A 26,770-nucleotide genomic window follows, 5' to 3' on the forward strand; every position below is an offset into this window, starting at 1 on the left:
GTTAAAACTCCTGATAAATAAATGGTGCCACCGCCGCCTGCCGTGTGGACAGGAACAAAAGCAGAAGCCCAACCGTAAGCAAGAACACCTTCGCAGGCTTTGACAGGCGCAGCAGGCCCAATTCGTCTTTGGCTGGCAACTGCATCACATCAATGAAAAAGGACAGGCCGATCGCCAGAATGGGTTTGATGATCTGATGAATGGACAGCGTCTGAATGATACCCCATCTGAACAGGCCGCTCCAAAATGCCAGCGTCTGGGTGAAATCCATTTTGAAAGGGGCATTGATCAGAATCAGAATCAGCAATGTGACCACGATGTTGGAAATCTGTCTCCAGCGCGGAAGCGGAATAGACGTTTTCTTCGCAAACATTTTCTGCACACGCTCGTATCCCTGCAACAAACCGTTGAGCGCACCCCACAAAATGAAATGCGGAGCCGCCCCATGCCAGATGCCGCTGACGATCATCGTTACAAGCGGCGGGATGACCAGGTTGGGCCAATATCGTCCGCTGGGATTGCGGCGCAGCATGGCGCGGCTGACGGGCAGGTAAATATAATCGCGCAGCCAATTGGAAAGGGAAATATGCCAGCGATTCCAAAAGTCAATATAGCTGGTGGAGAAAAACGGCTGTTCAAAGTTCGGCGAAAGCTGAATCCCAAACAATCCGCTGACTCCTCTTGCGATGCTGGTGTAGCCTGCAAAGTCATTGTAGATGACGAAGGCAAAAGTCAGCCACCAAAAAAGCAGATCGGGCATGGAATACTTTTGCGGAGCCGCAAATACGCCCAGCGGAATCATCCGCACGATGGTTTCAGAGATCACCAATTTGCGGACGAGACCGACGAAGATCTTGATAAAACTTTCAACAAGCTGGTCGTTTCCAATTTCAACGTCGGCTTGCAATTGCTTGAAGAAATTTTGCGCCCGTTCGATGGGACCCGCCAGCAGTTTGGGAAAATAGCCGAGATACAGCGAGACTTCCACAAAACTATGGTTTGCAGGGATTTGCTTGCGATACACATCCACCAAATACGAAATGGCCTGCAGGGTGTAAAACGAAATGCCGATCGGCTGAAGCAGGTCAAGGATGAGCAATTCGTTTGTCAGGCCGATCCGTAACAAGGCTTTGAAAAAATAGACCGAGGTCTGGTCGAAGTATTTGTAAAACAGCAAAACGCCCAGATTCGCGGCAACGCCAATCCAAACCCAGCGGGTCTTGGCGATGTCTTCCGCTTTATCCAGTTTCAGCGCGACCCAATAATTGACAATGGACGAAGCAAAGAGGATGGTCGCAAAAGTCCAATCCCAGGTGAAGCAAAACAGATACGAGGCGATGAGCAGGACGTAATTCTGCGCTTTTTTGGGGACGAGATAATAGATCCCAAGCGTGAGCAGGACAAAGAAAAAAAGCCGTTGGAGGTGATGGAGAGTTTTGAAAAAAGGTCAGTCATTTGAATCATTGATTATGTCACCCTGAGCGCAGCGAAGGGTCTCTTGGACAATCGTAGAGGTTCTCACTGCACTGGCGTGCAGCGCAAGTGTCGCTCCGCTCAGAACGACACTACACAACATCAGTTACCTCATAAACGTAATGCCGCCCAAATGCTCGCCAAGCAGGCCGCTGAAATATTCACTCCCAACTTTGTTGAAATGGACAATATCGTACCAGCCATCCGTTGGGATCTGAATGGACTCCTGTGTCAGCCACAAATCGGTGTTGACGAAGGCAGCTTCATTTTCCAGCATGTTGCGGAAATCGGGATAGACCTTGCGGTTGTAGGCGAATTTTTGGAAGGTGAAAAAGATGGGGTCAACAGGCGTTTCGAACAGGACGATTTTTGTCTCCGCGCTGTTCAGGGCCAGCAATTCATGCAAGCCATCGAGTTGTTCGCCTGTAATTTCAGGTCGATCCAGCAGACTATCGAAGTAATCCACCTGCTCCTGCTGGGACATGTTCGTTTTTTCGGAGAATTTCAGGGAATGGCCGTTGACTTCGATGTGATTCGCGTTCTCTTCGCCGTTGAGCAGATACCGATCTGCACCGAGGTAGGAACGATAGGAATTCGAGTTTTCGATGAGCCAGCCATCGGCCGAAAAATCATCCAATTGATATTTCACCCATGGCGAGGACATGATACTCGCATCTGACCCCGCCTGCACAGCGGTGTAATCGAACAGGTCTGTCCCAAAAACAATGACGGCTGGATGGAAGTTTTTGATGAGCAGTTTTGCCAAAGGGTAGGCTGTGATCGGCTTTAGCCCGCCCAGCCCAAAGTTTTGACAGTGAATCGTGTTCCCCGTCGAGTCAAAATAGGCCTGCTCCACGATTGTCGGATCGATTCCGTAAAGTACCTGCGAATCGCCGAGGATGATGCAATCGATCTGCCCGTCCTGAACTTCGCGGGCCTTGATGCGAATCACCTGCGGGTCAAAATGCGGATGCGAACTGCCGTACGATTCATATTGGAAAAAATTCCTGCCAGTGGAGGTTCTCGCAAAAGCCTCGATTGCCACACAAAATACCAACAGCCAGAGGACAGCCTGAAATAACACCTGCCCAACTGGCAGTTTGATTTTCAAAGATTTCATTTCGCCGATTATACCTGCTGGATGTGAGGCAGAGTATTTACTACCCACCGCCCTTTAAATAAATTCCCGTCGGGTCGAGTTCTTCGCGCAGGATTCTTAATTCGTTTTCGGTCACAGGTTCAGTGACACGAACTTCCACCGCGACTTTCAAATCCCAGCCTGTGTTGGCTTTGGCATCTTCAACGGTCTTGCCTGGGTGCAGCGCGGTCAGAATCATTTCGCCTGTTTCATCGGGTTCGAGCATACCGATATCCGTCACCACGCCAACCATGCCTTTGCCGCGCAAGCCCGCCTTTTCGCGGTCACCTTTTCCGCCGATGAATCCAGCCGAGGTCATGAATTCCACTTTTTCAGGGAAGCGGCGTTTTTGATGCGGGGTCATGATGTAACAGCGATTCGCCCAAGCTGCAATCTCCTGCGAACCGCCCGAACCAGGCAAACGCACTTTCGGATGGTCGTATCCGCCGATCACCGTGGCATTGATATTTCCGTGCTTGTCAATTTGCGCACCGCCCATGAAACCCACATCCACATTGCCGCGCTGGAGATAATTCGCAAAAATATCATACATGCTCACCACCGAAACCGAACCGCTCACGAGGGTCGGGTCACCGATGGAAAGCGGCAAACGGGCAGGCTCCGCGCCGATCACGCCCGCTTCGTACACCATCACCAGATTCGGCGCGTGCGTGCGCTTGGCCAAATTACAAGCCAAATTCGGCTGCCCCACCCCAACAAAAACAACATCGCCATCGCGCAGCAAACGCGCAGCGTTAATGATCATTAATTCAGCGGATGAATAGTCCATGGTTCCTCTATGTTTTTGTAGTACCGACTTCAGTCAGTGCAGGAACTATTGTGCCCGAAGATTGCCCGTCTGGCAAGGGAGAGATAAAATGGACTACGAGGAGAGAGACATGAAAACCAAGAATCCCACCGCCATCTTCAGTTTCATTCTTATTTTGTCCGTGCTGGCCTGTAACATGCCTGGTTCTGCAACCCAGCAAGCCACGCCTGTTCCCGTTCAGCCAACGGAAACGCCTGCGGCGTCCGCTTCTGCCACGCCGACAACTGTCCCCACCGAAACAGAAATTCCCTCCCCGACAGTGATTCCGCCCACGCCGACCATCGCCGTTTTCCATTCCCTCACCCCATCCACGAACATCAAAGCAGGTGACCTCGTCCACGATGTGGTTTCCGTGGATACCGCCGCCGAAAACCGCGCACCCTACGGCGACTCATACAACATCAATCTCTTCGAACGTCCCTTCACCCAGGAGATGACCTACATCCCCGATGTGGACATCGTCAGCTACAACCTGAGTCACGACGAAAAATTCTATTACGTCTCCATTGAACTCGTCGGCAAGAATCCGAACAACGAAATCGGAATCAACTACGCCGTCGAATTGGATCTGGATGCCGACGGTCACGGTGACTACGTCATCGCCGCCAGACCGCCCTACAATGCTGAATGGTCCACAGATGGCGTGGTGGTCGCCAAGGACAGCAATCGCGACACCGGCGGCCTCTCCCCCGAAAAATCAGATGCTCCCCTGCCCGGCGATGGCTACGATGAAATCATCTTCGATAGCGGCCTCGGGTCGGTCAACGATTCTGATCTGGCGTGGGTCCGCATCAACGCAGGCAGATATGCCACTGTGCAATTCGCATTCAAATTGTGGGTCGCTGAAAACAAGTTCATGTACGGCGTCCTTGCAGATGCAGGCCCACGAAGCATTGCCGACCTCGATTACGTAGACCGCTTCACCGAAGAACAAGCAGGTTCCCCAGTGCGCGGCGACAAGTTCTATCCGCTCAAGGCTCTCTTCGGCGTGGATAACGTCTGTCGCGAAGTCCAAGGCTTCACCGGCACAGGCCAGGAACCGCAAAGATGTCTGCCGAAGAAGTAGTGTTGAACCCACCTTATTCGGGTTGCGGACTTTTGTAGATTAACAATTAGATCAAGCAATCCATTAAAACCACGGGGGGAAGGGGGCCGGGGGGGTGGGGGGGTGGGCCCGGGGGCGGGGGGCGGGGGGGGGGGGGGGGGGGGGGGGTTTTGCAGATTGATTTCTCGATTAATAAAGAAATTCGTCTGATCGCTTAAATAAAAAGGGACACAGCGGCGCTGTGTCCCTACATTTTCAATTAAACGATCTACCCAAACAATTTCCCCAACCCCTTGCCGCCTGTCTTTTGGAACATCTTCATCATCTTCTGCGCTTCGCGGAATTGCTTGATAAGGCGGTTCACGTCCTGCACTTCCATGCCGGAGCCAGCCGCAATTCTTCGGCGGCGCGAGGCGTTCAAAATATCGGGGTTGCGGCGCTCTTTCAACGTCATTGAGTTGATGATGGCTTCCGATTGTTTGAATGATTTTTCAACCACAGTTGGGTCAATGCCGCGCGCGGCCTGCCCCATTTGCCCGGGCAGCATCTCCATGATCTGCGAAAGCGGACCCATCTTCTTCATCTGTTTCATTTGGTCGAGCCAGTCTTCCAGCGAGAAACCACCCTTCATCATTTTCTGGGCTTGCTTTTCCATGTCCTGGCCATCGAACGCAGCTTCCGCTTTTTCGATGAGACCGATCATGTCGCCCATGCCAAGGATGCGAGAAGACAAACGCGAAGGATCATACACTTCGAGCGCGTCGAGCTTTTCACCCGTACCGATGAATTTGATCGGCACACCTGTCACCGAGCGGATGGAGATCGCAGCACCGCCGCGTGAGTCGCCATCCATTTTTGTGAGGATGAGGCCGGTAAGGTTGATCGCATCCTTGAAGCCTTGTGCAATGTTCAAGGCCTCCTGACCGATCATGGAATCGACCACGAGCAGGATATCCACTGGGTTGATGTTCGCGGCGATGGCTTTCAACTCATCCATCAGATCCGCATCCATCTGTGACCGACCGGCTGTATCCACGATCACGAGGCCAAATCCACCTTTTTCAGCTTTGTCTACGGCGCGCTTCGCGAGCTGCGGCGGCGTGAGCGAAAGGTCGGCTTCCACCTCCACATCCAGGCGTTCGCCAAGCTGCTGCAATTGCTGAACAGCCGCAGGGCGGTACGGGTCACCTGCCACAAGCAAGACACGCTCGCCTTTTGCTTTCATCAAGCGCGCGAGTTTGCCGGAGGCGGTCGTTTTACCAGCACCCTGCAAACCGACCATCATAATGACGCGCGGCTTCGGGCCAGTGAGATTCAATCCGACAGGTTCGCCCAGTGATGCGATCAATTCTTCGTTGACGATCTTGATCACCTGCTGACCGGGATTCAGGGCCTTCGAAACTTCCGCGCCGACTGCGCGTTCGCGTACGCGGGCAATAAAGGTTTTGACAACGCTGAAATGCACGTCCGCTTCGATGAGCGCGAGGCGCACTTCCTTCATCGCGGCATCCACGTCCGCTTCGGAGAGTTTGCCGCGGCGGCGCAAGTTGTCGAATATTTGGTTGAGTCGTCCAGTGAGGGTTTCAAACATGGGTAAATGCTCCAGAGTAGGAACAGCATTTTAGCCCGTAGCAGGTTCGAGGTCAAGCAGGAGACGGGGTTTCATCCACATATATTTCTTTACATTGAAACCGAAACTCCTTATACTCGCCTGTGTTCTTGCTTGCATCCTTTTTTAACTCACGGAGGAGTTATGGCAAAAGAAAATGTTATGGTAAACGACAGGAGGGAAATTTTCGGCTGGGCAATGTATGACTGGGCAAACTCGGCTTTCAGCACGACCATCGGAACCGTATTTCTTGGGCCGTATGTGGCCTCGCTGGCACGCACTGCGGCGGAAGCGGCAGGCACAACCAATGTTTCATTTTTGGGAATCCCAGTCGCACCTGATTCATTTCTCCCCTACTGTATTTCGTTTTCTGTTGGAATGCAGGTTTTATTTCTGCCCATCCTCGGAGCGATCGCGGATTATTCGCATTTGCGAAAACGCATGATGCAGGTGTTTGCGACCATCGGCGCGGTTGCAACATTATTGATGTTCCTGGTGACTGGCGGATTGTGGTGGCTGGGCGGTCTGCTTTTTATTGTTGCCAATCTTGCTTTTGGCGCGGCAATCGTTTTCTATAACGCGTACCTGCCGGATATTGCCAGTCCGGATGAAACCGACCGCGTGTCTTCCTATGGCTGGGCGATGGGCTACATGGGCGGCGGTATTTTGCTGGCACTCAACCTGGCCTTCTTTACATTTGCCGAAGACCTTGGCGTGCCCGGTGACCTGGCGGTGCGAATCAATCTTGCATCGGCTGGCATTTGGTGGCTTGGGTTTTCTCTCATTACATGGAGCAGGCTGCGTCCGCGCCATGCAGCGCGGCAATTGCCTGCGGGCGATACTTATGTAAGCATCGGTTTCAAACAGCTTCGCAAAACCTTCAGCGAAGTGAAGCATTTCCCCGAGACCCTGAAATTCCTGCTCGCGTATTTTCTCTACAACGATGGAATTCAGACAGTGATCGCCGTCGCTTCGACATTTGCCGCCGCGCCTCTGATTCAGGGTGGGCTGGAACTTGAACAATCGACATTGATCGCCGTTATTTTGATGATCCAGTTCGTGGCATTCTTTGGAGCCTTGTTCTGGGGCAAGCTGGCAGGCTGGATCGGCGCGAAGCAATCGGTGGTTGTCAGCCTGGTGATCTGGGCTGGCGTGGTGATCTATGCCTACGGCGGATTAAAAGGTCCGACCGCGACCGCGCAGTTCTTCGTCCTTGGCGTTTTCATCGCGATCGTGATGGGCGGGTCACAAGCCATCAGCCGCAGTCTCTTTGCGCAGATGATCCCCAACGGCAAGGAAGCAGAATTCTTCTCCTTCTATGAGATCAGCGAACGAGGCACCTCCTGGATCGGTCCGCTGGTGTTCGGTCTTGCCAATCAGATCTTCGGGAATTTGCGCTACGCGATCCTGTCTTTGATCTTTTTCTTCATCATGGGCTTGATCCTGTTGCCGTTCGTGAATGTGAGTAAGGCGATCACGGATGCGAAGAAGTATGAGGGGTAACAGTAATCCATAAGCAGTGAAAAGTAATCTAAGCGGACTGGCTAATGCCAGTCCGCTTTAACCGGGGGCCCGGGGGAAGGGCCGGGGGACGCCGCCCGGTTTAATGTTTGTGTTTCTTTTTCGGGATAAACAACGGCGGTAATTTGAATTTCGGCGCACGATCACTGGACCAGGGAGTTTGTGGAGCCATGACGAGGGTACATAAAACCAAAAGCACACGATCATAGTTAACACGCCAGCCTGCGAAATCCTTCCATGCTTTTTCATGGTCGGGTTTGATGGGAATCCCCGCCGCTTCAAGCTTACGGATGACCTCATCATATTCTTCGCGGGTAATGCTGATGGGTGTTTCAGGATAGGTGGGATTCTGCGGATGCGAAATATCGAAATAGTCAGCGATGCGCCGAAATGCAATGAACCCCGCACGGATGCACAACGCGGCGGACATTTCATTTGGAATATCGATCGAGGACAGGGTCAGTGCAGCGGTATCGAGTACAGCGCCCGCAGAGGTGACCCACGAATTATCGGAGCGCGGCGAGCGGAAGAAAACCAGCGCAGGCAATGTAGTATGACTCTCCTCCACATCCGCAAACCAGATTTCCCAAATTTTCCATTGCTCGGCAAGTTTATCCAGCCCATGAATACGATGGAAGCGTGAAAGCATATCGTAGGGGTTGGGTGGATTCCCCGCGCGCACTTCGAGCATGTTCACGGCCTGTTCGCGCCGCGAGAAAGCGGAATACATGGTTGGCAGGTAAGCCATCAACAATGCCACCAGCACCAGGCCGAGCAGTGCTTCGGAAAAGGATAGAAAAGTGACGATGGGGCTATCTGATGTGGCAAAACCAAGCGTAAAAACCGAGGAGCCGCTAAAGCGGAGATCTGCGTACAAATCCCCACGCCAAGTGACCAGTACATCGCGGCATAACCAGACATGATGAGGAAATACCAAGTCGGCACCAACATCATCAAACTCAGCGGCGAATAGTATGCCATGATCTGGTCACGCTGCTCATAGGTTGGAAAAAACTTCAGGATGAATTCAAATATCCTGCGCATGATCCCAAAGACAACCCGATTCAACTGACTACGCGCAGCGCGTGTCAGAACAAAGGTGGAGAGGGCTGAAAAAACGGTCAGGCAGACAACAACAAACCCAGTGAGAAAAACAAAGACCCGAATCAAGATATCCATTTACTGGGTAAGCCCTATCGGCAATTCATACATCCGTTTTTGGTCGTAATTCTTTTCGAGGATGACAAGCCTGTAGATCGGGCCATCGCCAGTGAATGAGATCTGAAAATTGGGAGCGACCTTTTTATTGAATACAGTAAAGACATGCTCACGCCCGAGGTTATACAAAGTATTCAGATATCGATCCCCAATCCTTGCTGCGTAGACGAATCCATCCAGTGAAACGTAGATGAGAAATTTATTGTTCGGGCCAATGGCAAAGACACCTTTTGCAAGCGGACCAAGCTGATATTCCAGCCCATCGTCACAGCGCAGGATGTGCAGGATATCTCCCTTTTTGGTATCGTCCACAGTGACGACAATGCCAGGACAGCCCGTCCACTGCGGGGTGGATGTGATCGTAGGCATGATGCTGTTGAAAAGCGTTACGGTAAAGGTAGGGACGACCGTTGGAATGGGCGTCGCTGTAAAGGTGGGCACAGGCGAGAAGGTCTCTGCTGGAATGACGGGAATCTCACTTGAAAGAGTTGGGTCTAGTTCCACATTGGGATTCACCACTCCCAGATTGCAGGCACTGAACAGGAACGTCATCGCTAAAATAAATAATGTGGATAAGACATGTTTTTCAGGTCGCATATCGCCTCTATTCTGGACAAAAAAGCGCAAGACAAACATCTTGCGAGACAAAAAAATTATAGCATTAAAAAATTTAGGGAAAATTCGTGAGTTTATAAAAAAGCAGGTTCGACATTAAATGTCGAACCTGCTTCAGTCTTCGTAAATCAAAACCTATTGGATATATTTCTCGAACTCTGCGGTCAGTTCTTCACGAGATACCAAGCCGATGAATTTCTTCAAGACGTTTCCGTCTGCATCCAACAAATAAAGTTCGGGCTGGTAGTAGAAACCGAGCGCGCGCTGGAATCCGTCAGTGCGGGGGTCATCAGCGTCGAGATATGAAAATTTGATCTTGCCAAAGTACTCTGCTTCGAGCCCATGAACCATGGGCGCCATGGATCGGCAGGTACCTCAGGTGAAGCGGAAGAATTCCACCAACTGCAGCTCGCCAGCCGCCAAATTGACAGTAGTGGGGTCAGTGGCTTCGAGGTTGGGTCCGCGGGAGGTGGCGACGGGCAATACTTCCGCAACCGCCTGCGTTGGCGCAGGGGCGGCGACTTCGCCTGTGGCAGTGGGCACAACTTCCGCTGCAGGTGCAGAAGTAGCAGCAGGCGCCTCTGCCGCCGGGGGCGGGTTGGTCGCCGCTGCCGGGGCGCAGGCTGATGCCACAAAAATGGCAACCAGCACAACGGTCAGGAACGAACCGCGTCTTTGAATCCAATCTGGGAAGTGTGGTCTCATAAATAAATGTCTCCTGTTTGTATTTTCATTATGATAGCCCAATTCCGCACCTTCTTACAAAATCTCATGAAATTCTTAGCCGCACCCGAAAATAGCCTTTGCTTTGACGATTGCATCGGCCTGCGCTATACTAACATTAGTTCATTCGTTGACTGGCTGTTCAATGATGGTCACAGTCAGTCAACTCAAAACCGTTGACTATCAAACCACACTCGGAGGATCCTTATGGCAGATTTTAAACTTACATACGCAACCATGTTCAACCCCCCTGAAGAGTTACATGCCGGCTTCGATAAAGCCGTCGAGAAACTCAAGAAGAACATGGGGCAGGAATACACCATGCTTATTGACGGCAAGGAAGTAAAAGCCGATGAAAAGTTCGACGACCATTCCCCCGTCAACACAGATTGGGTGCTGGCGAAAATGCAGAAGGGTAACTCCAAACATGCGCAGGATGCCCTGACCGCCGCGCGCAAGGCTTTCCCAATGTGGAGCCACACCCCATGGCAAAAGCGCGTGGAGCTGCTCCGAAAAGCGGCTTCCCTCATTGAAGAGCGTATTTTCGATCTGGGCGCGGCGATGGCGCTTGAGGTCGGCAAGAACCGCATGGAATCTCTGGGTGATGTGCAGGAAACAGCCGATCTTATTTACTACTCCTGCTATCAAATGGAAAAGAACGATGGCTACATCGTTGAAATGGGCAAGGATCCGCTCGTTGGCTACGATGCCCGCAATGTCTCTGTGCTTCGACCTTACGGCGTGTGGCTTGTCGTTTCTCCCTTCAACTTCCCGTTCGCCTTAACTGGCGGACCTGCAGGCGCTGCACTTGTAGCGGGCAACACCCTCGTCATCAAACCCGCCACCGACACCGCGTGGATCGTGCGTCTGTTGGTGGATTGCTTCCGCGATGCGGGCATCCCCGATGGCGTGGTCAATTTCGTCACGGGTCCCGGCTCCACACTTGGCCAGGCACTTGTGGATAGCTCCGAAGTGGACGGTGTGACCTTCACCGGTTCCTTCGATGTAGGCATGAAAATGTTCCAGGATTTCGGCAAGCGCAATTATGTGCGCCCGATCATTTTGGAACTCGGCGGAAAGAATCCCGTGGTCGTTTCGAAGAATGCGGATCTGGAACGCGCCACCATCGGCATTATCCGCTCGGCCTTTGGCTTGCAGGGACAGAAATGCTCCGCCGCTTCGCGCGTACTGGTAGAGGATTCTGTTTACGACGACCTGGTCGGCCGTTTGAAGGAAACCGCTTCCAAACTCGTCATCGGTGACCCCACCGACCGCAACACCTACAACGGCCCCGTTGTCAACAAATCGTCCTACAATGATTTCAAGGATTTCTGTGAAGAGATCAATCAAGGCGGCGGCAAGTTCCTCGTCGGCGGCAACGTGAAGACAGGCGGCATGTTCGATAAAGGCTATTACTGCGAAAGCACCTTCGTCGTTGACCTGCCCTTCTCACACCGCTTGTGGAAGCATGAAATGTTCCTGCCCATCACCACCATCGGCAGAGTCAAGAACATGGACGAAGCCATGAGCATCGCCAACGATGTCAACTACGGTCTCACCGCAGGCTTCTACGGCTCTCCCGAAGAAACCGAATGGTTCTTCGACAAGATCGAAGCGGGCGTCACATACGCAAATCGTCCGCAGGGCGCGACCACAGGCGCATGGCCTGGCTTCCAACCCTTCGGCGGTTGGAAGGGTTCTGGCTCCAGCGGCAAAAATGCTGGCGGTCACTACTATCTCCCGCTTTATATGCACGAACAAATCCGCACACTCGTTAAGTAAGAAGTGTAATCACAAACCCCTTTCTCAACTTTTCGAGAAAGGGGTTTTCAATTATAGGTATCCATCATGCCCTGGGACCCCAAACAATATCATAAATTCCAAACAGAAAGGTCGGCACCTTTTTTCGACCTTTTGAAACTGGTCAATATCCGCCCCAGCCTGCAAGTCGTTGACCTCGGCTGCGGCACCGGAGAACTCACAAAACATCTGGCAGAAGCTTTGCCTGAAAGCAACGTCCTTGGCCTCGACTCCTCGCTGGAAATGCTTGCAAAGGCAAAACAACACGCCAATTCATTGCTTCGCTTTGAGCACGGTAACCAGACCGAATTGACAGGCACTTGGGACCTGATCTTCAGCAACGCCGCCCTGCAATGGTCTGAAAACCATGAAGAATTGATACCCAATTTATTCTACAAATTAAAAAAGGATGGGCAGATCGCTGTACAGGTCCCATCCAATCATTTTCATATTTCCCATCAGTTCATCCGCGAGACCGCAAAAGAAGAACCCTTCCAAACCGCATTGGGCGGATTCAACCGCCAATCCCCTGTCCTTACGATAGAAGGATACACAGAAGTATTATTCAAATGCGGCGCGCAAGATATCGTCGTTTTTGAAAAGGTCTATCCGCACGTACTGGAAAACTCGGATGCGATCCTGGAATGGATTCGCGGCACGGCGCTGGTTCCTTATCTTGAAAAATTGGGCGAACAAAAGGAAGCATTTACTGAAACCGTCCGTAAAAAGCTGAAAGAAGCCATTCCCGGCGGACCCGTGTTGTATCCCTTCAAGCGCACCTTCCTTTCTGCGATCAACCGAAGCAGCATTTGGTAGAATACTCCTATGGACGATGAACCCCTCATCTACCGCGTGGGAATGTTCTTCTATGTGATCGGCGGCGGAGCTTTTGTGCTCTTCGTAGCTTCCGACATTGCCGACCAGGTGGATTTTGACTATCTCTTTATCTCGCTCCTGATGTTTGGGTTCGGCTGGTATTTCAGGCGTGGAATGGCTCCCCCACCCTCTGCAGGGCGGTTCGCAAGTTTCAAAAAATGGCGCGAGAACGCAAAAAATAAAAAACAGCAAAAACAAGAGGTAAAGAAAAAATAACATGACCAAACTCACCACACTCAAGCAGGCAGTCGCCGACTTTGTTAAAGATGGAGATATTGTTTATGCAGCGGGATTCACGCACCTCATCCCATTTGCGGCGGGACATGAGATCATCCGTCAGGGCAGGAAGAATCTCATCCTCGCCCGCGCCACACCTGACCTGATCTACGATCAAATGGTGGCGGCGGGATGTGCGAAGAAAGTCATCTTTTCGTATATGGGCAACCCGGGGGTTGGGTCGCTGCGTATTGTGCGTTCGGCTCTTGAAAAAGGTGAATTGGAATGGGAAGAGTATTCCCACTTCGGCATGATCACCCGCCTGCAAGCGGGCGCAGCAGGCCTGCCATTTCTCCCCATGAACCAGACCGGCGCAACCGACCTCGAAAAATCGAACCCGCAGATCAAACGCATTCCCGACCCGTACGGCGGCAAGGATGTCATCGTTGTGCCTGCGCTCAATCCAGATGTAGCCATTGTCCACGTGCAGCGCGCGGATAAGAACGGCAATGCCCATTTGTGGGGCATCATCGGCGAACAGAAGGAAGCCGCCTTCGCCGCAAAAAAAGTCATCCTCACTGCCGAAGAGATCGTGGATGAATCCGTCATCAGGTCTGACCCGAACCGTACGATGATCCCCGCCAATATTGTGGATGCAGTTTGCCATGTCCCGTTCGCGAGTCACCCGTCGTATTCACAAGGCTACTATGACCGCGACAACGAGTTCTACCTCGCATGGGACAAGATCAGCGAGTCGCAGGATTCGGTTAAAGCCTATTTGGATGAATGGGTGTTTGGCGTAAAAGACCGCGAAGAATATTGGCAGAAACTCGGCGCTGAAAAACGCGAGCAATTGAAAGTGGTCAGCGCGTTGAGCGAACCTGTGAATTACGGGAAATATTAATTTTTTTTCCAGTACCTTTAACACAAAGGCGCGAAGACGCAAAGGCAATTTAAAACCTGGCGACTTCGCGTCTTCGCGTTAAAAAACTTTTTCTATTCGCCCCTACTTACATCCCCAAACTTTGCATTCGTTAACTTCACAAGATCGGTAACGGGCAGTTGAATATCCAACCCGCGCTGGCCGCCGGAGATATAAATTTTTTCATGGCTTTGGGCGGCAGAATCGATCACCACTTGAAAGCCCTTGTTGATCAACGCCAGCGGAGAGATGCCGCCCGCCTGCAACCCTGTCAGCGCCTCGGCTTCGCGCTCGGTGGGCAGGAATACTTTTTTTTCGTTCAAAAATGCGGCCAGCTTTTTCAGATCCACCACGCGTGGACCGGGGATCACCGTCAACAGCGGTTTCTTTTTTTCACGCGTGACAACGATGGTCTTGAAAACCTGTTCGGGCGGTACGCCCATATGCTGAGCCGCCTCCACCGCGCCGAGTTTTTCGGGCGGGAGTTCGTGCGCTTCATATTTCACTTTGTGCGCATCCAAAAATCTTGTGACATTATTGGTGACTGTCATAATCGAAAAATCCTGTACAATTATAAGCATAAATATGGATGAACGTACTGCCGCTTCAAACCTGACCGCAAGCCTGCTCCCGCAAAATTGACATTATCAGCCCTCGGGCAAAATCTCATAAATGGAGGCCAGTCATGACAACCGCAAGCGTATTATCTCAGTTCGGCTTATTCCAGGATCTCCCTCAACAGCTTTTGGAAGAGATCGCCGTCATCTCGGACGAAGTTGAAATGAAGCAGGGCGACTTCGTTTTCCGCGAGGGCGAAAAAGCGGACAAGCTGCACTTCCTGCTCCATGGCAGTGTGGCTCTGCGCGTCAAACTGACCTCGAGACCGGAAAGCCTCACCGTTTCGTTCGTATCCACCCCCTATCAAAGTTTCGGCTGGTCGGGCATCGTTGCGCCGAATCATTACACCTCCAGCGCCGAGTGCGACGAAGATTCAAAACTGCTCATTACCCCCGCCCAACCCTTTATCAAATTGCTAGAGAAGTACCCCGAAGCAGGCTTCAAGGTGATGCAGCGCATTGCCGAGATCATCGCAGACCGCTTGCGAAACAGCCGGCAGGCCTTGATCAAGACCCTCTAAAATCGCTGAAAATTTCAAAGAAAACAGGACCAAGCCTCGGTTAAGGGGGAAGCGGGCAGGTCCTGTTTTTTATTAAATCCGCGTAGTACAATAAAGCGCATGAAGTCGTCAACCGCAGCCATTCCACTTGAAAAATTGATCGAGCAATTACCGGAGCAATTCACAGTCGCCGACCGTGAATTGGTTCAACGCGCGTATCGGGTGGCAGAGGAGGCGCATCGCGAGCAAAAACGCAATTCGGGTGAGCCGTATATCAATCATTGCATCGCAGTCGCCAGCATTTTATCGGATTTGAAAGTGCCGCCGGAAGTGATCGCGGCAGGATTGCTGCACGACACCGTGGAAGATACTCCCATTACGCTCGCGGATATTCGCCGCGATTTTGGGGATACGATAAAAATTTTAGTGGACGGCGTAACGAAGTTGACCCATCTGCCGCGTGTATCGCGCGGAGACCAGCACCCGGAAAAAGATGAAGATGGAAACAACGTTGAAGAAAAGCCGATCGAGCCCGCCCTGCTTGGCCGCAAGGAAGATATTGTTTCAGAAACATTACGCAAGACATTTCTGGCGATGGGCGATGATGTACGCGTCATATTGATCAAACTGGCTGACCGTTTGCACAACATGCGCACGCTCGGCCACATGCCCGAATACAAACGCCGACGCATTGCGCAGGAAACCCTCGATATTTTTGCCCCGCTCGCAAATCGACTCGGCATCTGGCAGATCAAGTGGGAACTCGAAGACCTCGGCTTTCGCTACGTCAACCCTGAAAAATATAAAGAGATCGCAGAACTGCTGACCGAGAAAAGACCAGACCGTGAAGCCCAACTTGAGACGATTAAAGAAAATCTCGTCAAGCTGCTTGAAAAAAATAACATCAGAGCTGAAGTCAGCGGGCGGCCGAAACACATTTATTCGATCTTCAAGAAAATGCAAAAGAAGGGCAAGCCTTTCGACATGGTGCGCGATGTGCGCGCCGTGCGCTTGATCGTGCCAGATATGCCCTCGTGTTATGCGGCTCTGGGCGTCATCCACACTACGTGGCGACCCATCCCCGGCGAGTTCGATGATTACATCGCGGCGCCCAAGGATAACTTTTATCAATCCCTGCATACGGCAGTGATCTACGATGACAAGCGTCCGCTTGAAGTGCAGATTCGCACCAGTGAAATGCACCTCAACGCCGAATACGGCATTGCCGCGCACTGGCGATATAAGGAAGGCACCAAGCACGCCGATAAGAATTACGAACAGCGCATCAATTCACTGCGTACGATGATGGAATGGCGTTCGGACGTGAAGGATGCCGCCGAATTCGTTGAATCCATGCGCAGCGATGTGTTTCAGGACCGCGTCTACATCTTCACGCCGCGCGGTGACATCATTGACCTGCCCGCTGGCTGCACCCCGATCGACTTTGCCTATCACGTCCACACCGACATCGGCCACTGTTGCCGCGGCGCGCGCGTAAATGGAAAGCTTGTCCCGTTGTATCAGGAATTGAAGACGGGCGATCAAGTGGAGATCCTCACCGCAAAACGGGGCGCACCCAGCCGCGATTGGTTGAATCCAAATCTTGGGCTTGTGCGCACACAACGCGCCCGCTCGAAGATCAAGGTCTGGTTCAAGAAACAGGAAGACGAACAGAATCTCGCGCAAGGCCGCGATACCCTCGAGAAGGAATTGCAAAGACTCGGGTTAGTTGATATTAACTTTGAAAAGATGGCGCGTGACCTTGAATTCAAGACGCCCGATGAAATGTTCATCTCACTGGGCAATGGCGATCTTTCGGTCAGCAAGATCATCAAACAATTCTCACAGCACGAGGAAGCCAGCGACATCTTCGAGGTCAATCCATCCTCCACGCCGTCCACTTCCACGAACGCAATTGAAGTGGTTGGATTGAAGGGCATGCTTTCCTCGATGGCGCGTTGCTGTAACCCAATGCCCGGCGATCAGGTGGTAGGATTCATCACCCGCGGGCGCGGTGCGACCATCCATAGGCAGGACTGCCCGAACATTTTGATCCTGCAAACGAAGGAACGCGAACGCCTCCTGCAAGTGGGCTGGGGTCACGTGGAAAGAACCTACCCGGTACCGATCAAGATCAAAGCCTATGACAGGCAGGGGCTGGTCAGTGATATTTCCAACCTGCTTGCCGATGAAAATATCAACATTGCCGATGTGAAGGTGAACGTCAACCGCAGCATGGCCGACTTGCGCCTCGTCATTGAAGTAAAGGATCTCACCCAACTCAGCCGCATTCTCACCCGCATCGAAAACCTGCCCAATGTGATGGAAGCGCATCGCATCAACCCAGGGTAGAAAAATCGATTCCCAAAAGACAAACCTAAATGTACACTGATTTTCGGATGAAACTGGCAGACATCCTAAGGCGCAATGCTGTCCTTTTCGTGTTCCTCTCTGCTTTTGCGGTTTATGGCTTGAGTGCGGGCGTAAAGATCACCCAGCAATCCAAGACGCCGCAATATGTTTACCTAGCCTATTCCTTTCTGCGCGGACACACCGATCTGGTCGTGCTGCCAGAAAGCACCTACGACCTGATCCTCTTCGAGGATAAATGGTATGTCCCCGGGGGAATCACACCTGCGCTATTATCGCTGCCCTTCGTGTTGTTGTTCGGAAAAACATTCAGTGATGTGCTGTTCGGGGTTTTGATCGGCGCAGTGAACGCCGCGTTGATGTATTCCCTGCTGTGCAAGCTCGTGGAGAATTCGTCCACGCGGATCTGGCTGACCGCCCTTTTCGCGTTTGGCACGGTCCATTGGTGGCTTTCGAGCGTGGGGTCGGTCTGGTTCAATGCTCAGGTTGCGGCTTTGTTATTTATGATCCTGTATGCGCGGGATGCAATTCAAAACAAACCCTGGCTGGCCGGTCTATGGCTGGGACTTGCCTTTCTCGCCCGCCCACCGACGATCTTTTCGGCCTTGTTCTACCTGCTGGTCGTCGTTTTGCGTGAGCGCGCCATTCAACCCATTTTAAAAAAGATGATCCCCTTTGGCATGATGCTGGCGGCAAGCGTGGCGGTCATGCTGGGATACAACCAACTCCGCTTCGGCGATCCGTTGGATTTTGGTTACAGCTATGTGCGCGGATCCAATGCGCTGATCCAAACTTTCGCGCGCAGCGGCGGATTCAACCCGCGGTATATGCCGTGCAATATCTACGTGTCGCTTTTCGGAGCGCCGAACATGGCTGTCAATCCATTGCCAGATGTCAATGCGGTCTGTTCCTACCTTGAGCCGATCAGTCACGATTTTGGAAAACTCTCCACATTCTTCAATCCGTTGGGGATGAGCATCTTCCTCACGACGCCCGCCTTTTTGCTGATTCTTCGAGCGAAGCGCCGTGATGAATTGATCATCCCTGCCTGGGCGGGGATGATCGGTATTTTGATCCCGCTTTGGATGTATCACGCCACAGGCTGGGTGCAGTTTGGGTATCGCTACACAACGGATTTCATCGTCTTCCTTTTCATTCTGCTGGCCAGCGCCGTCAAAGAAATACGCTGGGTGGAAAAATCCCTGATCGGTTTATCTGTTTTGATGGGCGCGACGGGGATGTACCTGATGTATTACATGACGTTTGGATTGGTATGGACAGAGATGTTCGTTGACCTCGCACGGAAGGTCTATCATTTTATTTTTTAGATGTGTGTGGTCTCGATACATCTCACGAAAAGCTTGCGAGACTACTCGACCACCATTTAGAAAAACGCATCCGCACTGGCGTTCGATGCCAGTTCCTGTAGTAAATATTTCAACAAGGCCTTTATGAAGCCGCAAAAAACGAACGCCGTAACGCTCACGATCATTCTACTGATGCTTGCATCGGTGGTTTTTCGCGTGCTGGCGATTCCCCACTCGAATCGTGACATGGCCGTGTACAACCTGCGTTGGTATCAGGAATTGAGTCAAAAGGGAATCGGGGAGGCATTGGGGACAAATTTCTCCAATTATGCGCCGCCCTACACCTATTTGCTGGCGCTGGCTACGCTTACCCGTGATTTCATTCCACCGCTGACGGCGATCAAACTCATTCCCATTTTCTTTGACCTGCTCGGCGCGTATTTCATTTACAAGATCGTCAAGCTGAAATATCCGCAGGGGAATCTATCCATGCTTGCGGCGGCGATCTACTTTGCCGCTCCGACCGTCGTATTGAACAGTGCCTATTGGGGCCAGGCTGATTCGATTTACACATCCGCCTTGCTGGCTTGTTTGTATTTTCTGTTGACCGAAAAGCCGCTGTTTTCGATGCTGACATTTGGTGCGGCGTTCTCGGTGAAGGCACAGGCTGTTTTTCTGCTGCCCTTCCTCGGGGTGATGGTGCTGCGGAAGAAAATCCACTGGTTGTATTTGGGCGTGATCCCGCTTGTTTATTTAATTGCCATTCTGCCCGTTGTGCTGCTCGGCAGGCCGTTCGACGATGCCCTGCTGGTATATGCAAAACAATCAGATACGTTCAACATGCTTTCGATGAACGCGCCAAATATCTATAATCTTTTCCAGCGTGAATGGTATGCGTTCATTCTTCCGCTCGGCCTTGCATTGACCGTTCTGCTGACCCTCGGCTGGATGGTCTCGACCTGGCAGGCAAAAGCGGAACTGGATAACAAGTACATCATTCTCATCGCGTTCATTTCGGCGATGCTGATTCCTTTTTTGTTGCCGAAGATGCACGACCGTTATTTCTACCCCGCAGATGTGCTCTCGTTGCTGCTGGCGTTCTACTGGCCTTCGTTATGGTTCATGCCCGTTCTGCTTCAACTCAGTTCAGGCGGAGCGATCTCGATTTTCCTTTTCAATGCAGACCCAGTGTTCGCGATCTACGGCTTTCTGTTAAATGCCATCGCGTTGACCATCGCCCTGCGCACCCAGCGGATCGTTGAACAGCGCGAGACGCACCCGTTCATCTCATCCTCGCTTGCGTGGCTGGCGGCGATCCTCGTGCCCGTTGCATTGATCGGTGTTGGAATCAACCTTTTGCTCACGCCCGCCTACCTCCGCGTGGAATATGCGCTGCCGCACATGACTGAGGCGAATGGATTGAGCAGGTCAGAGCGGTTTCAATGGGCTTCGCAAACGGTTGAATACATAGGCAATGACAGAAAGCCGCAATTCCTGCAAAGGCTGAGGCTCGATAACGGCGCGCCTGTTTTCACTGAGCAGGAAATCGCCGCACTCGAAGGCGCGAAACGGTCCATGCAAACTGCATCATCGGTTTGGACTCTTTCGCTGGCGTTGCTCTTTATTTTCAGCCTGCTTGCCCGGGCTGGAGATTGGACTCCGAAATTGCGCCACGGTGTAAAACGCGGCGGGTGGATTGCAGTTGGAATTGCAACTGTGTTTGCCATTACGGCGGTCTTCGTTCCTGTAAAGATCGTTGAAGGCGAGATGCTTTTACGATTGTTCCCAGATGCGTTCTGGCGGGATGCGGTTTTGATCCTGTGTTTGTTCATGGGGATGAGTGGATTTTTCTTTGCGGTCTTAGCGGTAAGGGAAAAGTGAAGAAAGTGTCCGTGTTCTGTATAAACTCCCGACAAATCGCGTTATAATGCCGTGGCTTTTAGCCATGTATTCTGTCACCGAAGCGCGCGAGCGCATCCTCTCACATTTTCAAAGCACTCCGCAGGAAAGTATTCCTTTGATCGAGTGCGCCAATCGCGTACTGGCCGCGGATATTTCTGCGGCGCATGACCTCCCCCCTTTCGACAACTCATCGATGGATGGATTCGCCATCCGCTCAGCAGACTCTGCGAACGCCGCCGCTCAGGGAGTAACCTTGAAGGTGGTCGCTGATATCCCGGCAGGCTCAGTGCCGACGGTGACTCTCACCGCGGGTGAAGCTGCGCGCATTATGACCGGGGCGCAACTACCCAAAGGCGCCGATGCCGTCATCCCTGTGGAAGATACGGATTTCCATGTGCGCGATGCGGGGACGGTTGCGCCGCAAACCGTTTCGTTCTCAAGAATTGTGAAGGCGGGCGAAAACGTCCGTCCACGGGGGATGGACTTGCTTGCGGGGGATGTCGTTTTGCAAAAGGGGCGCAGGCTCAAGCCGCAGGATTTAGGTTTGCTTGCCATGCTCGGTTTCGCAAAAGTGGCTGTGCATAAAAAGCCGCGCGTGGCGCTGCTCTCTTCGGGCGATGAACTGCTCGAAGTAGATGCCCCGCTGACCGAAGGCAAGATCCACGATTCGAATTCATATGCGCTGGCGGCGGCGATCCAAAACGCGGGCGTGGAAGTGATTCGGCTGGGTGTGGCAAAAGATACGCGTGAATCGGTGGAAGGCTTGTTGAAAAAAGCAATCGCTGAGAACGTAGACTTGATCGTTTCATCGGCGGGCGTGAGCGTGGGCGCGTTTGACTTTGTGAAGGAAGTGATCGAATCAAATGGCAGGCTCGATTTTTGGCGGGTGAATATGCGCCCGGGCAAGCCGCTTGCGTTTGGCGAATATGGCGGCAGGCCGTTCATCGGTTTGCCGGGCAACCCTGTTTCAGCGTTCGTGGGGTTTGAGGTTTTTGTGCGCCCCGTGCTTGAGAAGCTGGGCGGCCAGTTGGACGGAGGCAGGCTCACGGTTAGGGCAAGATGCGAGGAAGTCATCGAGTCGGATGGCCGTGAAAGTTATCTGCGGGCCAGGATCCGCACCGAAAATGGAATCCACACGGCGGTTCTGACGGGGCATCAGGGTTCGGGGAATTTGCTCTCGCTGGTACAGGCGGATGCTTTACTAATTATCCCCGCTGGTGTAAAATGCGTGCCTGTTGGTCAGGAAGTGGAAGCAATAATTTTGTGAGGATAAATGGATAAATGGCTGTACCGCGCATCTGTTGCGCTTGTGATCCTGGGGCTGTTGGTTTCGATCTACATGACCATCTACAAATTTACCGGAGATGATGGCATGTGTCTGGGCTCCGGTGATTGTCACACGGTGAACGCCAGCAAGTATTCCGAGGTGAATGGAATTCCCGTTGCGATATTTGGCATCGGCGGTTATCTGGCGATCCTTGCCGTGCTTTATTTCGAGAATAGCAATCGGTTCTTCAAGCAGAATGCCACGTTGATGATCTTTGGCATGTCGCTCACTGGTTTTCTTTTTACCGTCTGGCTGATCTATGTTGAGATCGCATTGCTCAAAGCCATCTGCCCATTCTGTGTTACTTCGCAGGTCGCGATGACCATCATTTTCATCCTTGCCGTCGCGCGCCTGATCAGACAACCCCAATCTTAGGAGGAAGCGTAAATGCCCCGTATTAAGTGTCACTACATAGATTGCGTGTTCGTGGACGAAGGGTACTGCTCCGCCGCAGCAGTTGAACTGGACCCGGACACCGGCTGTAATACCTATTCAGCCGCAGACGGAGTAGCCCCAAAGGATGATGATTGGGACGAAGAGGAAGAATCTGAAGAGTGGGAAGACGAGGACGCCGACGAGGAAGATGATGACTGGCTGGATGATGAGGAAGACGAGTTTTAGCCCGCTTCTTTCTTTAACTGAAAATTGAATCTGAACAAAGAGCCTTCTCTGTGCGAGGGGGCTTTTTTGTTTTTCAGGTTTCAGGTTTCAGGTTTCAGGTTTCAGGTTTCAGGTTAGAAGGTTGAAAGGTTGGGGTTCTTACGTTGACCTGCCTTGCGTCTGTGCATATAATCAATTTATTCTTTATTGGGCGGCTTACGTTTAGACAATCAGGCCGCAATATATAGTCTGTTATGCGGATTACGTCCGTCATAGTTGGGCAGTTCCTCGCGACATTATATAGAAATGAAAATGGGAGGGGGGCCCCCCCCCCCCCCCAAAAAAAAAAAACATTGGGGGTTTTGGTTAAAAAAGGGGGGGGGTGGGGGCCGGGGGGGTTGGAGATGAAAAACAAGAGAGAAAGAACAAAAAAAAAAAAAAAAAAAAAAAAAAAAAAAAACCCAAAAAAAAAAAAAAAAAAAAAAAAAAAGAAAGGAAGAAAAAGGGGCCCGAACCGAGGGGCTCCCCGTTGGGGGTAAGGATTCCAGATGCTACCTGCATACATTCAAGAAAAATAAAAATATGCCACTTAATGAATCATTCAAGCGGCATAAGTGATTACGGTGGCCTGCAAGAATACCGCGATGATGTAGAGAATAGAAAGTTCCCATGGTCTGATGAAAAGTTTATTGAAACGACTATAAACAATGAACTCCTCTTTGAACCAGGAACAGGTTTTGCGTATTCCAACCCTGGATATTGGTTACTTAAGAGAATCATTGAAATAGAATCTGGTTTGTCGTTTGATGAACTTGTTGAAAAATACATAGCCAAACCATTAGACTTATCCAGCATCAAAGTGGCGCATAGAATATTTGACGACTCGCTAAATGGTTATTATGCTGAATGGGTTTGGCATGGTTTAGTATTAGCCAATGCAACGGATGTCGCGTTTTTTATGACATCTGACAAGGTGTCGCGATTGAATTCTTACTTAAATAAAGTTAATTACAAAGATGAATTTTGGCAAAACCCATTTTACGGATTAGGCTTAATGGTTGAACCAGGAATTAAGTACGGGCATCTTGGCGGAGGACCAGGATATGAAGCGGCATGTATTAAATTCTTGGACGCTGATATATGCGCATGCGCTATACTGTCAATCGACAAAAAAATTAATCCTCTAAGACAGGTAATGCTAGAAAAAGAATCAACAATATCTGACTGGAAAGACAACCACTAAATTAAATGTAACAACCCTGGTGTCCGCAAAATAATGTTGGAAGTATCTACGGATTATTTTTTTAGTAAAATTTACCACTGCCCAACAAAACATGCACCTGACGCTGGGATTCCTGGGCAATCTCAAGCAGTTTTCTACGCCTTTTCATTTTCCCAGTTGGATGGCTTCGCCGTCCCCGCCCCAGCGCAGGTAACGCAAACCGTTAGGTGCTTTCTATCAATTTTTCAAAAAGACGACGCCAACGCCCGAAAGATGCCCAAAAACAACAAGAACACTACAACGGCAAGAACCTTTTGTTGAGCTGCAGCCATACCAAGAAAGTGTTATATTCTCAGCCCAGCCGTGGCTGGCAAAACCCACAACAAAAAAGTAACTGACGATCATCCCATCTCCCATCCAAGATGTTCCACTTTGGGCAAGGATACCGGCTTTCAAGAATATGAGCCAAAAGGTGTGATCATATTTCAGCCAAAAAAACATAAATCACATGATCTAATTAATTTAAGAGGTTACGGAAGCCATATGGTACATCAAACAACAAATCAGTATCACAGTACATATAGAGCAGACATTGATGGGCTGCGCGCAGTAGCAGTTCTGGTTATTATCTTGTTTCACATAAACAAAGATTTACTCCCAGGTGGATTTATTGGAGTAGATGTTTTTTTTGTTATCTCTGGCTATCTAATTTCTCTAAATATTATTCGAGACGTTAATGCTAATAAGTTTTCCATTGCTGAATTTTACAGTCGGAGAATAAAACGAATTTTTCCTCCCTTAATCATTGTATTAGTAACCACTATTGGACTAAGTCAATTGATCTTACTCCCAGAAGATGCCCTAACAGTAGCAAAATCGGGATTGTGGTCCACCTTTTCAATGGCTAATGTATATTTTTGGTTATTTCAAGACACAAGTTATTTTGCAACAGCTAGTAACCAACTCCCATTATTGCACTTATGGTCTTTAGGAATAGAGGAACAGTTTTACATCATTTGGCCTTTCGCCTTATTGCTTTTTCTTCGCTCTAAACACAAAATACATTTCTTTGCTGTTTTCGGATTAATAGGCATTCTCTCGTATGCCCTTGGAGAATTTCTGTTTTCACATGCTCCGTCATTCTCCTACTACATGTTGCCCACACGCGCTGGGGAGCTTTTACTTGGGGGAATACTCGCACAATTCATAATAAAAAAAGAAAAACTGGAAATCCCTAAAGTAGTTGTTTCTATGATTTCTTTATTAGGTCTTCTTATGATAATAGGTTCATTATTCCTGTTATCCGAAAATAGTGTTTTCCCTGGGGTAAGAGCGTTACTGCCTACGCTTGGGACTGCTGCCTTAATATTTTCAGGACATTATGGAAACGCAGCACCCAACCGTTTACTGAAGCTAAAACCTATGTCTTGGATCGGTTTAATTTCCTATTCGGCGTATCTTTGGCATTGGCCAATATTAGCGTTTTACCGTTATGGAAACTTTAAAATAACCCTTCTCTCTGGAACCATTATTTTCTTCATAACATTATTCATCGCGTGGTTAAGTTATGCATATATAGAAACCCCCACTCGAAATTCAAAAAAAACAATAAAAGAAATAGTTATCTATTACTTTTTGGCGCCATCGGTTGTCATTATACTTGGTTCAGCAGCATCAATCAGCTTAAGAGGATACGGTTTAAGATGGTTCTCGGAGGAGTATAGAACAATCCGAACCACAATACACGATCAAACACGTCCGGCTTATGATTATGATTATGTCTGCCAATATTGGGTCGCTGCTGAAATCAAAACTGACGACCCTAATTGTGTAATAGGAAATAACAAAAACATTTCTCCAAAAGTAATTCTTTGGGGAGACTCAAATGCAGCGCATTATATTGGCATATTAGGCACTTTTGCTAACGAAGCAGGTTTTCAATTTCGAAATCTAGAAATTGGAGCATGCCCTCCGATAAACACTGATGCGGCCCTTTTTGCGGCACTGTACACGTGTTCAAGAGTGTAACAATTCACAAGAGCTTATATTTAAAGCCCTAGACGAGTATCAAGTTATTATAATTTCAGCATCTTGGATCGCCTATTTCAATCAGGATAAATTCATGGACACCGTTTTTGAAACAGTTCAATCACTGGCTGATGATGGAAAACTTATTATCTTGCTGGGGAAAGCTCCTGTACATCAAGATTACGATCGTCTCTGCCAAGAAAAAGCTATTAGCTTCCCAAGGATGATATGTGAATATCCCGATAAACCACTTAGTATGGCAATTCTTGACTCTAATGAAAAGCTACAAGAATTTGCAAGTCAACATCAAAACGTAGAATATTACGATTTCAATAAATTTCTATGTCCAAATGGCTATTGCTCTGTTTATGATGAAAATGGATATCCGCTATATTATGACGATCAACATTTATCCTTAGATGGATCATGGCGATTAGGTAAGCAGATTTATGAAAAAGTTGGTGTCCCTTATCCTTTCACTTTGATCTCTAATTGGTCAGAATAATAATCTATTAGACTCTATTAGCAATAAAAATGAGGCGCAGATAAACTCTCACGCTAAAACAGAAAAATCTGTGTTTTCTGATTTCGTCAGCATCCAGATTAGATTTTCAAACTTATCAACGATAAAGTCTAATAGTAATTCCTGTCTTTGTTTAGCACATGCTATTTTCAAATCAAGGGTTTGTCTTTTTCTAGATTGGCAGATTCTAAAACAGGATTTAGACGATGTAGGAGTAACATACACAAGGATCGGAGAATTTTCAAAGGCGATTTCCTCTTTAGAGAAAGATATAGAATTGGAAAGCAAAGGTGATATAGAATGGTGTAAGATCGCATTAGGAAATGCTAAAGAAGGAATACCAACTCCATAAAATGCCACCTAACAAAGCGTGCACTGGCCCCACCCGT

General features: G+C 50.1%; 25 protein-coding genes. 16 read left to right on the forward strand and 9 right to left on the reverse strand.

Going from position 1 to position 26,770, the window contains the following annotated elements:
• Position 1: 1 nt before the first annotated feature.
• The 3 genes from IPI86_RS23955 to IPI86_RS23965 all read right to left on the reverse strand — a co-directional run bounded on the left by IPI86_RS23955 (position 2) and on the right by IPI86_RS23965 (position 3,401).
• Complete coding sequence (locus tag IPI86_RS23955; RefSeq protein WP_345300554.1) at positions 2-1,177, reverse strand: MBOAT family O-acyltransferase; 1,176 nt, start codon at positions 1,175-1,177, stop codon at positions 2-4.
• A 402-nt stretch (positions 1,178-1,579) separates the two neighbouring features.
• Positions 1,580-2,593, reverse strand: coding sequence for a hypothetical protein (locus IPI86_RS23960; protein WP_345300555.1), 1,014 nt, complete (start codon positions 2,591-2,593; stop codon positions 1,580-1,582).
• Positions 2,594-2,633: 40 nt separating this feature from the next.
• Complete coding sequence (locus IPI86_RS23965) at positions 2,634-3,401, reverse strand: CoA-transferase (RefSeq protein ID WP_345300556.1); 768 nt, start codon at positions 3,399-3,401, stop codon at positions 2,634-2,636.
• Between the two features lie 109 nt (positions 3,402-3,510).
• Here IPI86_RS23965 and IPI86_RS23970 point away from each other — a divergent pair, with 109 nt between their 5' ends.
• The gene (locus IPI86_RS23970) at positions 3,511-4,506 is read left to right on the forward strand and encodes a hypothetical protein (RefSeq protein WP_345300557.1); all 996 of its coding nucleotides are present in this window, start codon (positions 3,511-3,513) and stop codon (positions 4,504-4,506) included.
• Positions 4,507-4,753: 247 nt separating this feature from the next.
• Here IPI86_RS23970 and ffh read toward each other — a convergent pair whose 3' ends face one another.
• Positions 4,754-6,076, reverse strand: coding sequence for a signal recognition particle protein (gene ffh, locus IPI86_RS23975; RefSeq protein WP_345300558.1), 1,323 nt, complete (start codon positions 6,074-6,076; stop codon positions 4,754-4,756).
• Positions 6,077-6,238: 162 nt separating this feature from the next.
• Between ffh and IPI86_RS23980 the strand changes: the two genes are divergently transcribed.
• Positions 6,239-7,597 (forward strand): MFS transporter, encoded by a 1,359-nt coding sequence (locus IPI86_RS23980; protein WP_345300559.1) that lies wholly within the window; start codon positions 6,239-6,241, stop codon positions 7,595-7,597.
• A 100-nt stretch (positions 7,598-7,697) separates the two neighbouring features.
• On the opposite strand, the gene IPI86_RS23985 is transcribed toward IPI86_RS23980, so the two are convergent.
• The 4 genes from IPI86_RS23985 to IPI86_RS24000 form a co-directional block, all read right to left on the reverse strand.
• A complete protein-coding gene (locus IPI86_RS23985) occupies positions 7,698-8,492 on the reverse strand; it encodes a hypothetical protein (protein WP_345300560.1) in 795 nt (264 codons plus the stop codon).
• Between the two features lie 302 nt (positions 8,493-8,794).
• Positions 8,795-9,430: a hypothetical protein gene (locus tag IPI86_RS23990; RefSeq protein ID WP_345300561.1), complete on the reverse strand. Its 636-nt coding sequence runs from the start codon at positions 9,428-9,430 to the stop codon at positions 8,795-8,797.
• A gap of 153 nt (positions 9,431-9,583) precedes the next feature.
• Complete coding sequence (locus tag IPI86_RS23995; protein ID WP_345300562.1) at positions 9,584-9,808, reverse strand: hypothetical protein; 225 nt, start codon at positions 9,806-9,808, stop codon at positions 9,584-9,586.
• 15 nt (positions 9,809-9,823) lie between these two features.
• Positions 9,824-10,153: a hypothetical protein gene (locus IPI86_RS24000; RefSeq protein ID WP_345300563.1), complete on the reverse strand. Its 330-nt coding sequence runs from the start codon at positions 10,151-10,153 to the stop codon at positions 9,824-9,826.
• Between the two features lie 225 nt (positions 10,154-10,378).
• Between IPI86_RS24000 and IPI86_RS24005 the strand changes: the two genes are divergently transcribed.
• From IPI86_RS24005 to IPI86_RS24020, 4 genes are all read left to right on the forward strand, one after another.
• Positions 10,379-11,953, forward strand: a complete 1,575-nt coding sequence (locus tag IPI86_RS24005) for an aldehyde dehydrogenase family protein (RefSeq protein ID WP_345300564.1) — start codon at positions 10,379-10,381, stop codon at positions 11,951-11,953.
• Between the two features lie 66 nt (positions 11,954-12,019).
• Positions 12,020-12,787: a methyltransferase domain-containing protein gene (locus IPI86_RS24010; protein ID WP_345300565.1), complete on the forward strand. Its 768-nt coding sequence runs from the start codon at positions 12,020-12,022 to the stop codon at positions 12,785-12,787.
• 9 nt (positions 12,788-12,796) lie between these two features.
• Positions 12,797-13,063: a hypothetical protein gene (locus IPI86_RS24015; RefSeq protein ID WP_345300566.1), complete on the forward strand. Its 267-nt coding sequence runs from the start codon at positions 12,797-12,799 to the stop codon at positions 13,061-13,063.
• Between the two features lies 1 nt (position 13,064).
• Positions 13,065-13,967 carry a CoA-transferase gene (locus IPI86_RS24020; RefSeq protein WP_345300567.1) on the forward strand — a complete coding sequence of 301 codons (903 nt, stop codon included), beginning with the start codon at positions 13,065-13,067 and terminating at the stop codon, positions 13,965-13,967.
• Positions 13,968-14,059: 92 nt separating this feature from the next.
• On the opposite strand, the gene IPI86_RS24025 is transcribed toward IPI86_RS24020, so the two are convergent.
• Positions 14,060-14,536: an aminoacyl-tRNA deacylase gene (locus IPI86_RS24025; protein WP_345300568.1), complete on the reverse strand. Its 477-nt coding sequence runs from the start codon at positions 14,534-14,536 to the stop codon at positions 14,060-14,062.
• A gap of 134 nt (positions 14,537-14,670) precedes the next feature.
• Here IPI86_RS24025 and IPI86_RS24030 point away from each other — a divergent pair, with 134 nt between their 5' ends.
• The 10 genes from IPI86_RS24030 to IPI86_RS24075 all read left to right on the forward strand — a co-directional run bounded on the left by IPI86_RS24030 (position 14,671) and on the right by IPI86_RS24075 (position 26,363).
• Positions 14,671-15,123: a cyclic nucleotide-binding domain-containing protein gene (locus IPI86_RS24030; protein WP_345300569.1), complete on the forward strand. Its 453-nt coding sequence runs from the start codon at positions 14,671-14,673 to the stop codon at positions 15,121-15,123.
• A 99-nt stretch (positions 15,124-15,222) separates the two neighbouring features.
• Entirely contained in the window at positions 15,223-17,454 is a 2,232-nt protein-coding gene (locus IPI86_RS24035) for a bifunctional (p)ppGpp synthetase/guanosine-3',5'-bis(diphosphate) 3'-pyrophosphohydrolase (RefSeq protein ID WP_345300570.1), read from the forward strand.
• 29 nt (positions 17,455-17,483) lie between these two features.
• On the forward strand, positions 17,484-18,800 hold the full coding sequence (locus tag IPI86_RS24040; protein ID WP_345300571.1) for a hypothetical protein: 1,317 nt from the start codon (positions 17,484-17,486) through the stop codon (positions 18,798-18,800).
• Positions 18,801-18,923: 123 nt separating this feature from the next.
• Positions 18,924-20,660 (forward strand): hypothetical protein, encoded by a 1,737-nt coding sequence (locus IPI86_RS24045; RefSeq protein WP_345300572.1) that lies wholly within the window; start codon positions 18,924-18,926, stop codon positions 20,658-20,660.
• Positions 20,661-20,706: 46 nt separating this feature from the next.
• Positions 20,707-21,948, forward strand: a complete 1,242-nt coding sequence (gene glp / locus IPI86_RS24050; protein WP_345300573.1) for a gephyrin-like molybdotransferase Glp — start codon at positions 20,707-20,709, stop codon at positions 21,946-21,948.
• A gap of 6 nt (positions 21,949-21,954) precedes the next feature.
• Entirely contained in the window at positions 21,955-22,383 is a 429-nt protein-coding gene (locus IPI86_RS24055; protein WP_345300574.1) for a vitamin K epoxide reductase family protein, read from the forward strand.
• A 12-nt stretch (positions 22,384-22,395) separates the two neighbouring features.
• Positions 22,396-22,629, forward strand: a complete 234-nt coding sequence (locus tag IPI86_RS24060; protein WP_345300575.1) for a hypothetical protein — start codon at positions 22,396-22,398, stop codon at positions 22,627-22,629.
• A 361-nt stretch (positions 22,630-22,990) separates the two neighbouring features.
• On the forward strand, positions 22,991-23,851 hold the full coding sequence (locus IPI86_RS24065) for a serine hydrolase domain-containing protein (RefSeq protein WP_345300576.1): 861 nt from the start codon (positions 22,991-22,993) through the stop codon (positions 23,849-23,851).
• Between the two features lie 342 nt (positions 23,852-24,193).
• Positions 24,194-25,858: an acyltransferase family protein gene (locus tag IPI86_RS24070; protein WP_345300577.1), complete on the forward strand. Its 1,665-nt coding sequence runs from the start codon at positions 24,194-24,196 to the stop codon at positions 25,856-25,858.
• Complete coding sequence (locus IPI86_RS24075) at positions 25,815-26,363, forward strand: SGNH hydrolase domain-containing protein (protein ID WP_345300578.1); 549 nt, start codon at positions 25,815-25,817, stop codon at positions 26,361-26,363. Before IPI86_RS24070 ends, IPI86_RS24075 begins: the two co-directional genes overlap by 44 nt.
• Positions 26,364-26,770: the final 407 nt, after the last annotated feature.

Origin of the sequence: Candidatus Villigracilis affinis (genome assembly GCF_016705895.1) — a bacterium.
Taxonomy (GTDB): domain Bacteria; phylum Chloroflexota; class Anaerolineae; order Anaerolineales; family Villigracilaceae; genus Villigracilis; species Villigracilis affinis.

Bases quoted from the DNA above. Each gene is read 5' to 3' on its own strand.
- IPI86_RS23960 (WP_345300555.1), bottom strand. From the start codon at position 2,593: ATGAAATCTTTGAAAATCAAACTGCCAGTTGGGCAGGTGTTATTTCAG.
- IPI86_RS23965 (WP_345300556.1), bottom strand. From the start codon at position 3,401: ATGGACTATTCATCCGCTGAATTAATGATCATTAACGCTGCGCGTTTG.
- IPI86_RS23970 (WP_345300557.1), top strand. From the start codon at position 3,511: ATGAAAACCAAGAATCCCACCGCCATCTTCAGTTTCATTCTTATTTTG.
- ffh (WP_345300558.1), bottom strand. From the start codon at position 6,076: ATGTTTGAAACCCTCACTGGACGACTCAACCAAATATTCGACAACTTG.
- IPI86_RS23980 (WP_345300559.1), top strand. From the start codon at position 6,239: ATGGCAAAAGAAAATGTTATGGTAAACGACAGGAGGGAAATTTTCGGC.
- IPI86_RS23990 (WP_345300561.1), bottom strand. From the start codon at position 9,430: ATGCGACCTGAAAAACATGTCTTATCCACATTATTTATTTTAGCGATG.
- IPI86_RS23995 (WP_345300562.1), bottom strand. From the start codon at position 9,808: ATGGCGCCCATGGTTCATGGGCTCGAAGCAGAGTACTTTGGCAAGATC.
- IPI86_RS24000 (WP_345300563.1), bottom strand. From the start codon at position 10,153: ATGAGACCACACTTCCCAGATTGGATTCAAAGACGCGGTTCGTTCCTG.
- IPI86_RS24005 (WP_345300564.1), top strand. From the start codon at position 10,379: ATGGCAGATTTTAAACTTACATACGCAACCATGTTCAACCCCCCTGAA.
- IPI86_RS24010 (WP_345300565.1), top strand. From the start codon at position 12,020: ATGCCCTGGGACCCCAAACAATATCATAAATTCCAAACAGAAAGGTCG.
- IPI86_RS24015 (WP_345300566.1), top strand. From the start codon at position 12,797: ATGGACGATGAACCCCTCATCTACCGCGTGGGAATGTTCTTCTATGTG.
- IPI86_RS24020 (WP_345300567.1), top strand. From the start codon at position 13,065: ATGACCAAACTCACCACACTCAAGCAGGCAGTCGCCGACTTTGTTAAA.
- IPI86_RS24025 (WP_345300568.1), bottom strand. From the start codon at position 14,536: ATGACAGTCACCAATAATGTCACAAGATTTTTGGATGCGCACAAAGTG.
- IPI86_RS24030 (WP_345300569.1), top strand. From the start codon at position 14,671: ATGACAACCGCAAGCGTATTATCTCAGTTCGGCTTATTCCAGGATCTC.
- IPI86_RS24035 (WP_345300570.1), top strand. From the start codon at position 15,223: ATGAAGTCGTCAACCGCAGCCATTCCACTTGAAAAATTGATCGAGCAA.
- IPI86_RS24040 (WP_345300571.1), top strand. From the start codon at position 17,484: ATGTACACTGATTTTCGGATGAAACTGGCAGACATCCTAAGGCGCAAT.
- IPI86_RS24045 (WP_345300572.1), top strand. From the start codon at position 18,924: ATGAAGCCGCAAAAAACGAACGCCGTAACGCTCACGATCATTCTACTG.
- glp (WP_345300573.1), top strand. From the start codon at position 20,707: ATGCCGTGGCTTTTAGCCATGTATTCTGTCACCGAAGCGCGCGAGCGC.
- IPI86_RS24055 (WP_345300574.1), top strand. From the start codon at position 21,955: ATGGATAAATGGCTGTACCGCGCATCTGTTGCGCTTGTGATCCTGGGG.
- IPI86_RS24060 (WP_345300575.1), top strand. From the start codon at position 22,396: ATGCCCCGTATTAAGTGTCACTACATAGATTGCGTGTTCGTGGACGAA.
- IPI86_RS24075 (WP_345300578.1), top strand. From the start codon at position 25,815: ATGCGGCCCTTTTTGCGGCACTGTACACGTGTTCAAGAGTGTAACAAT.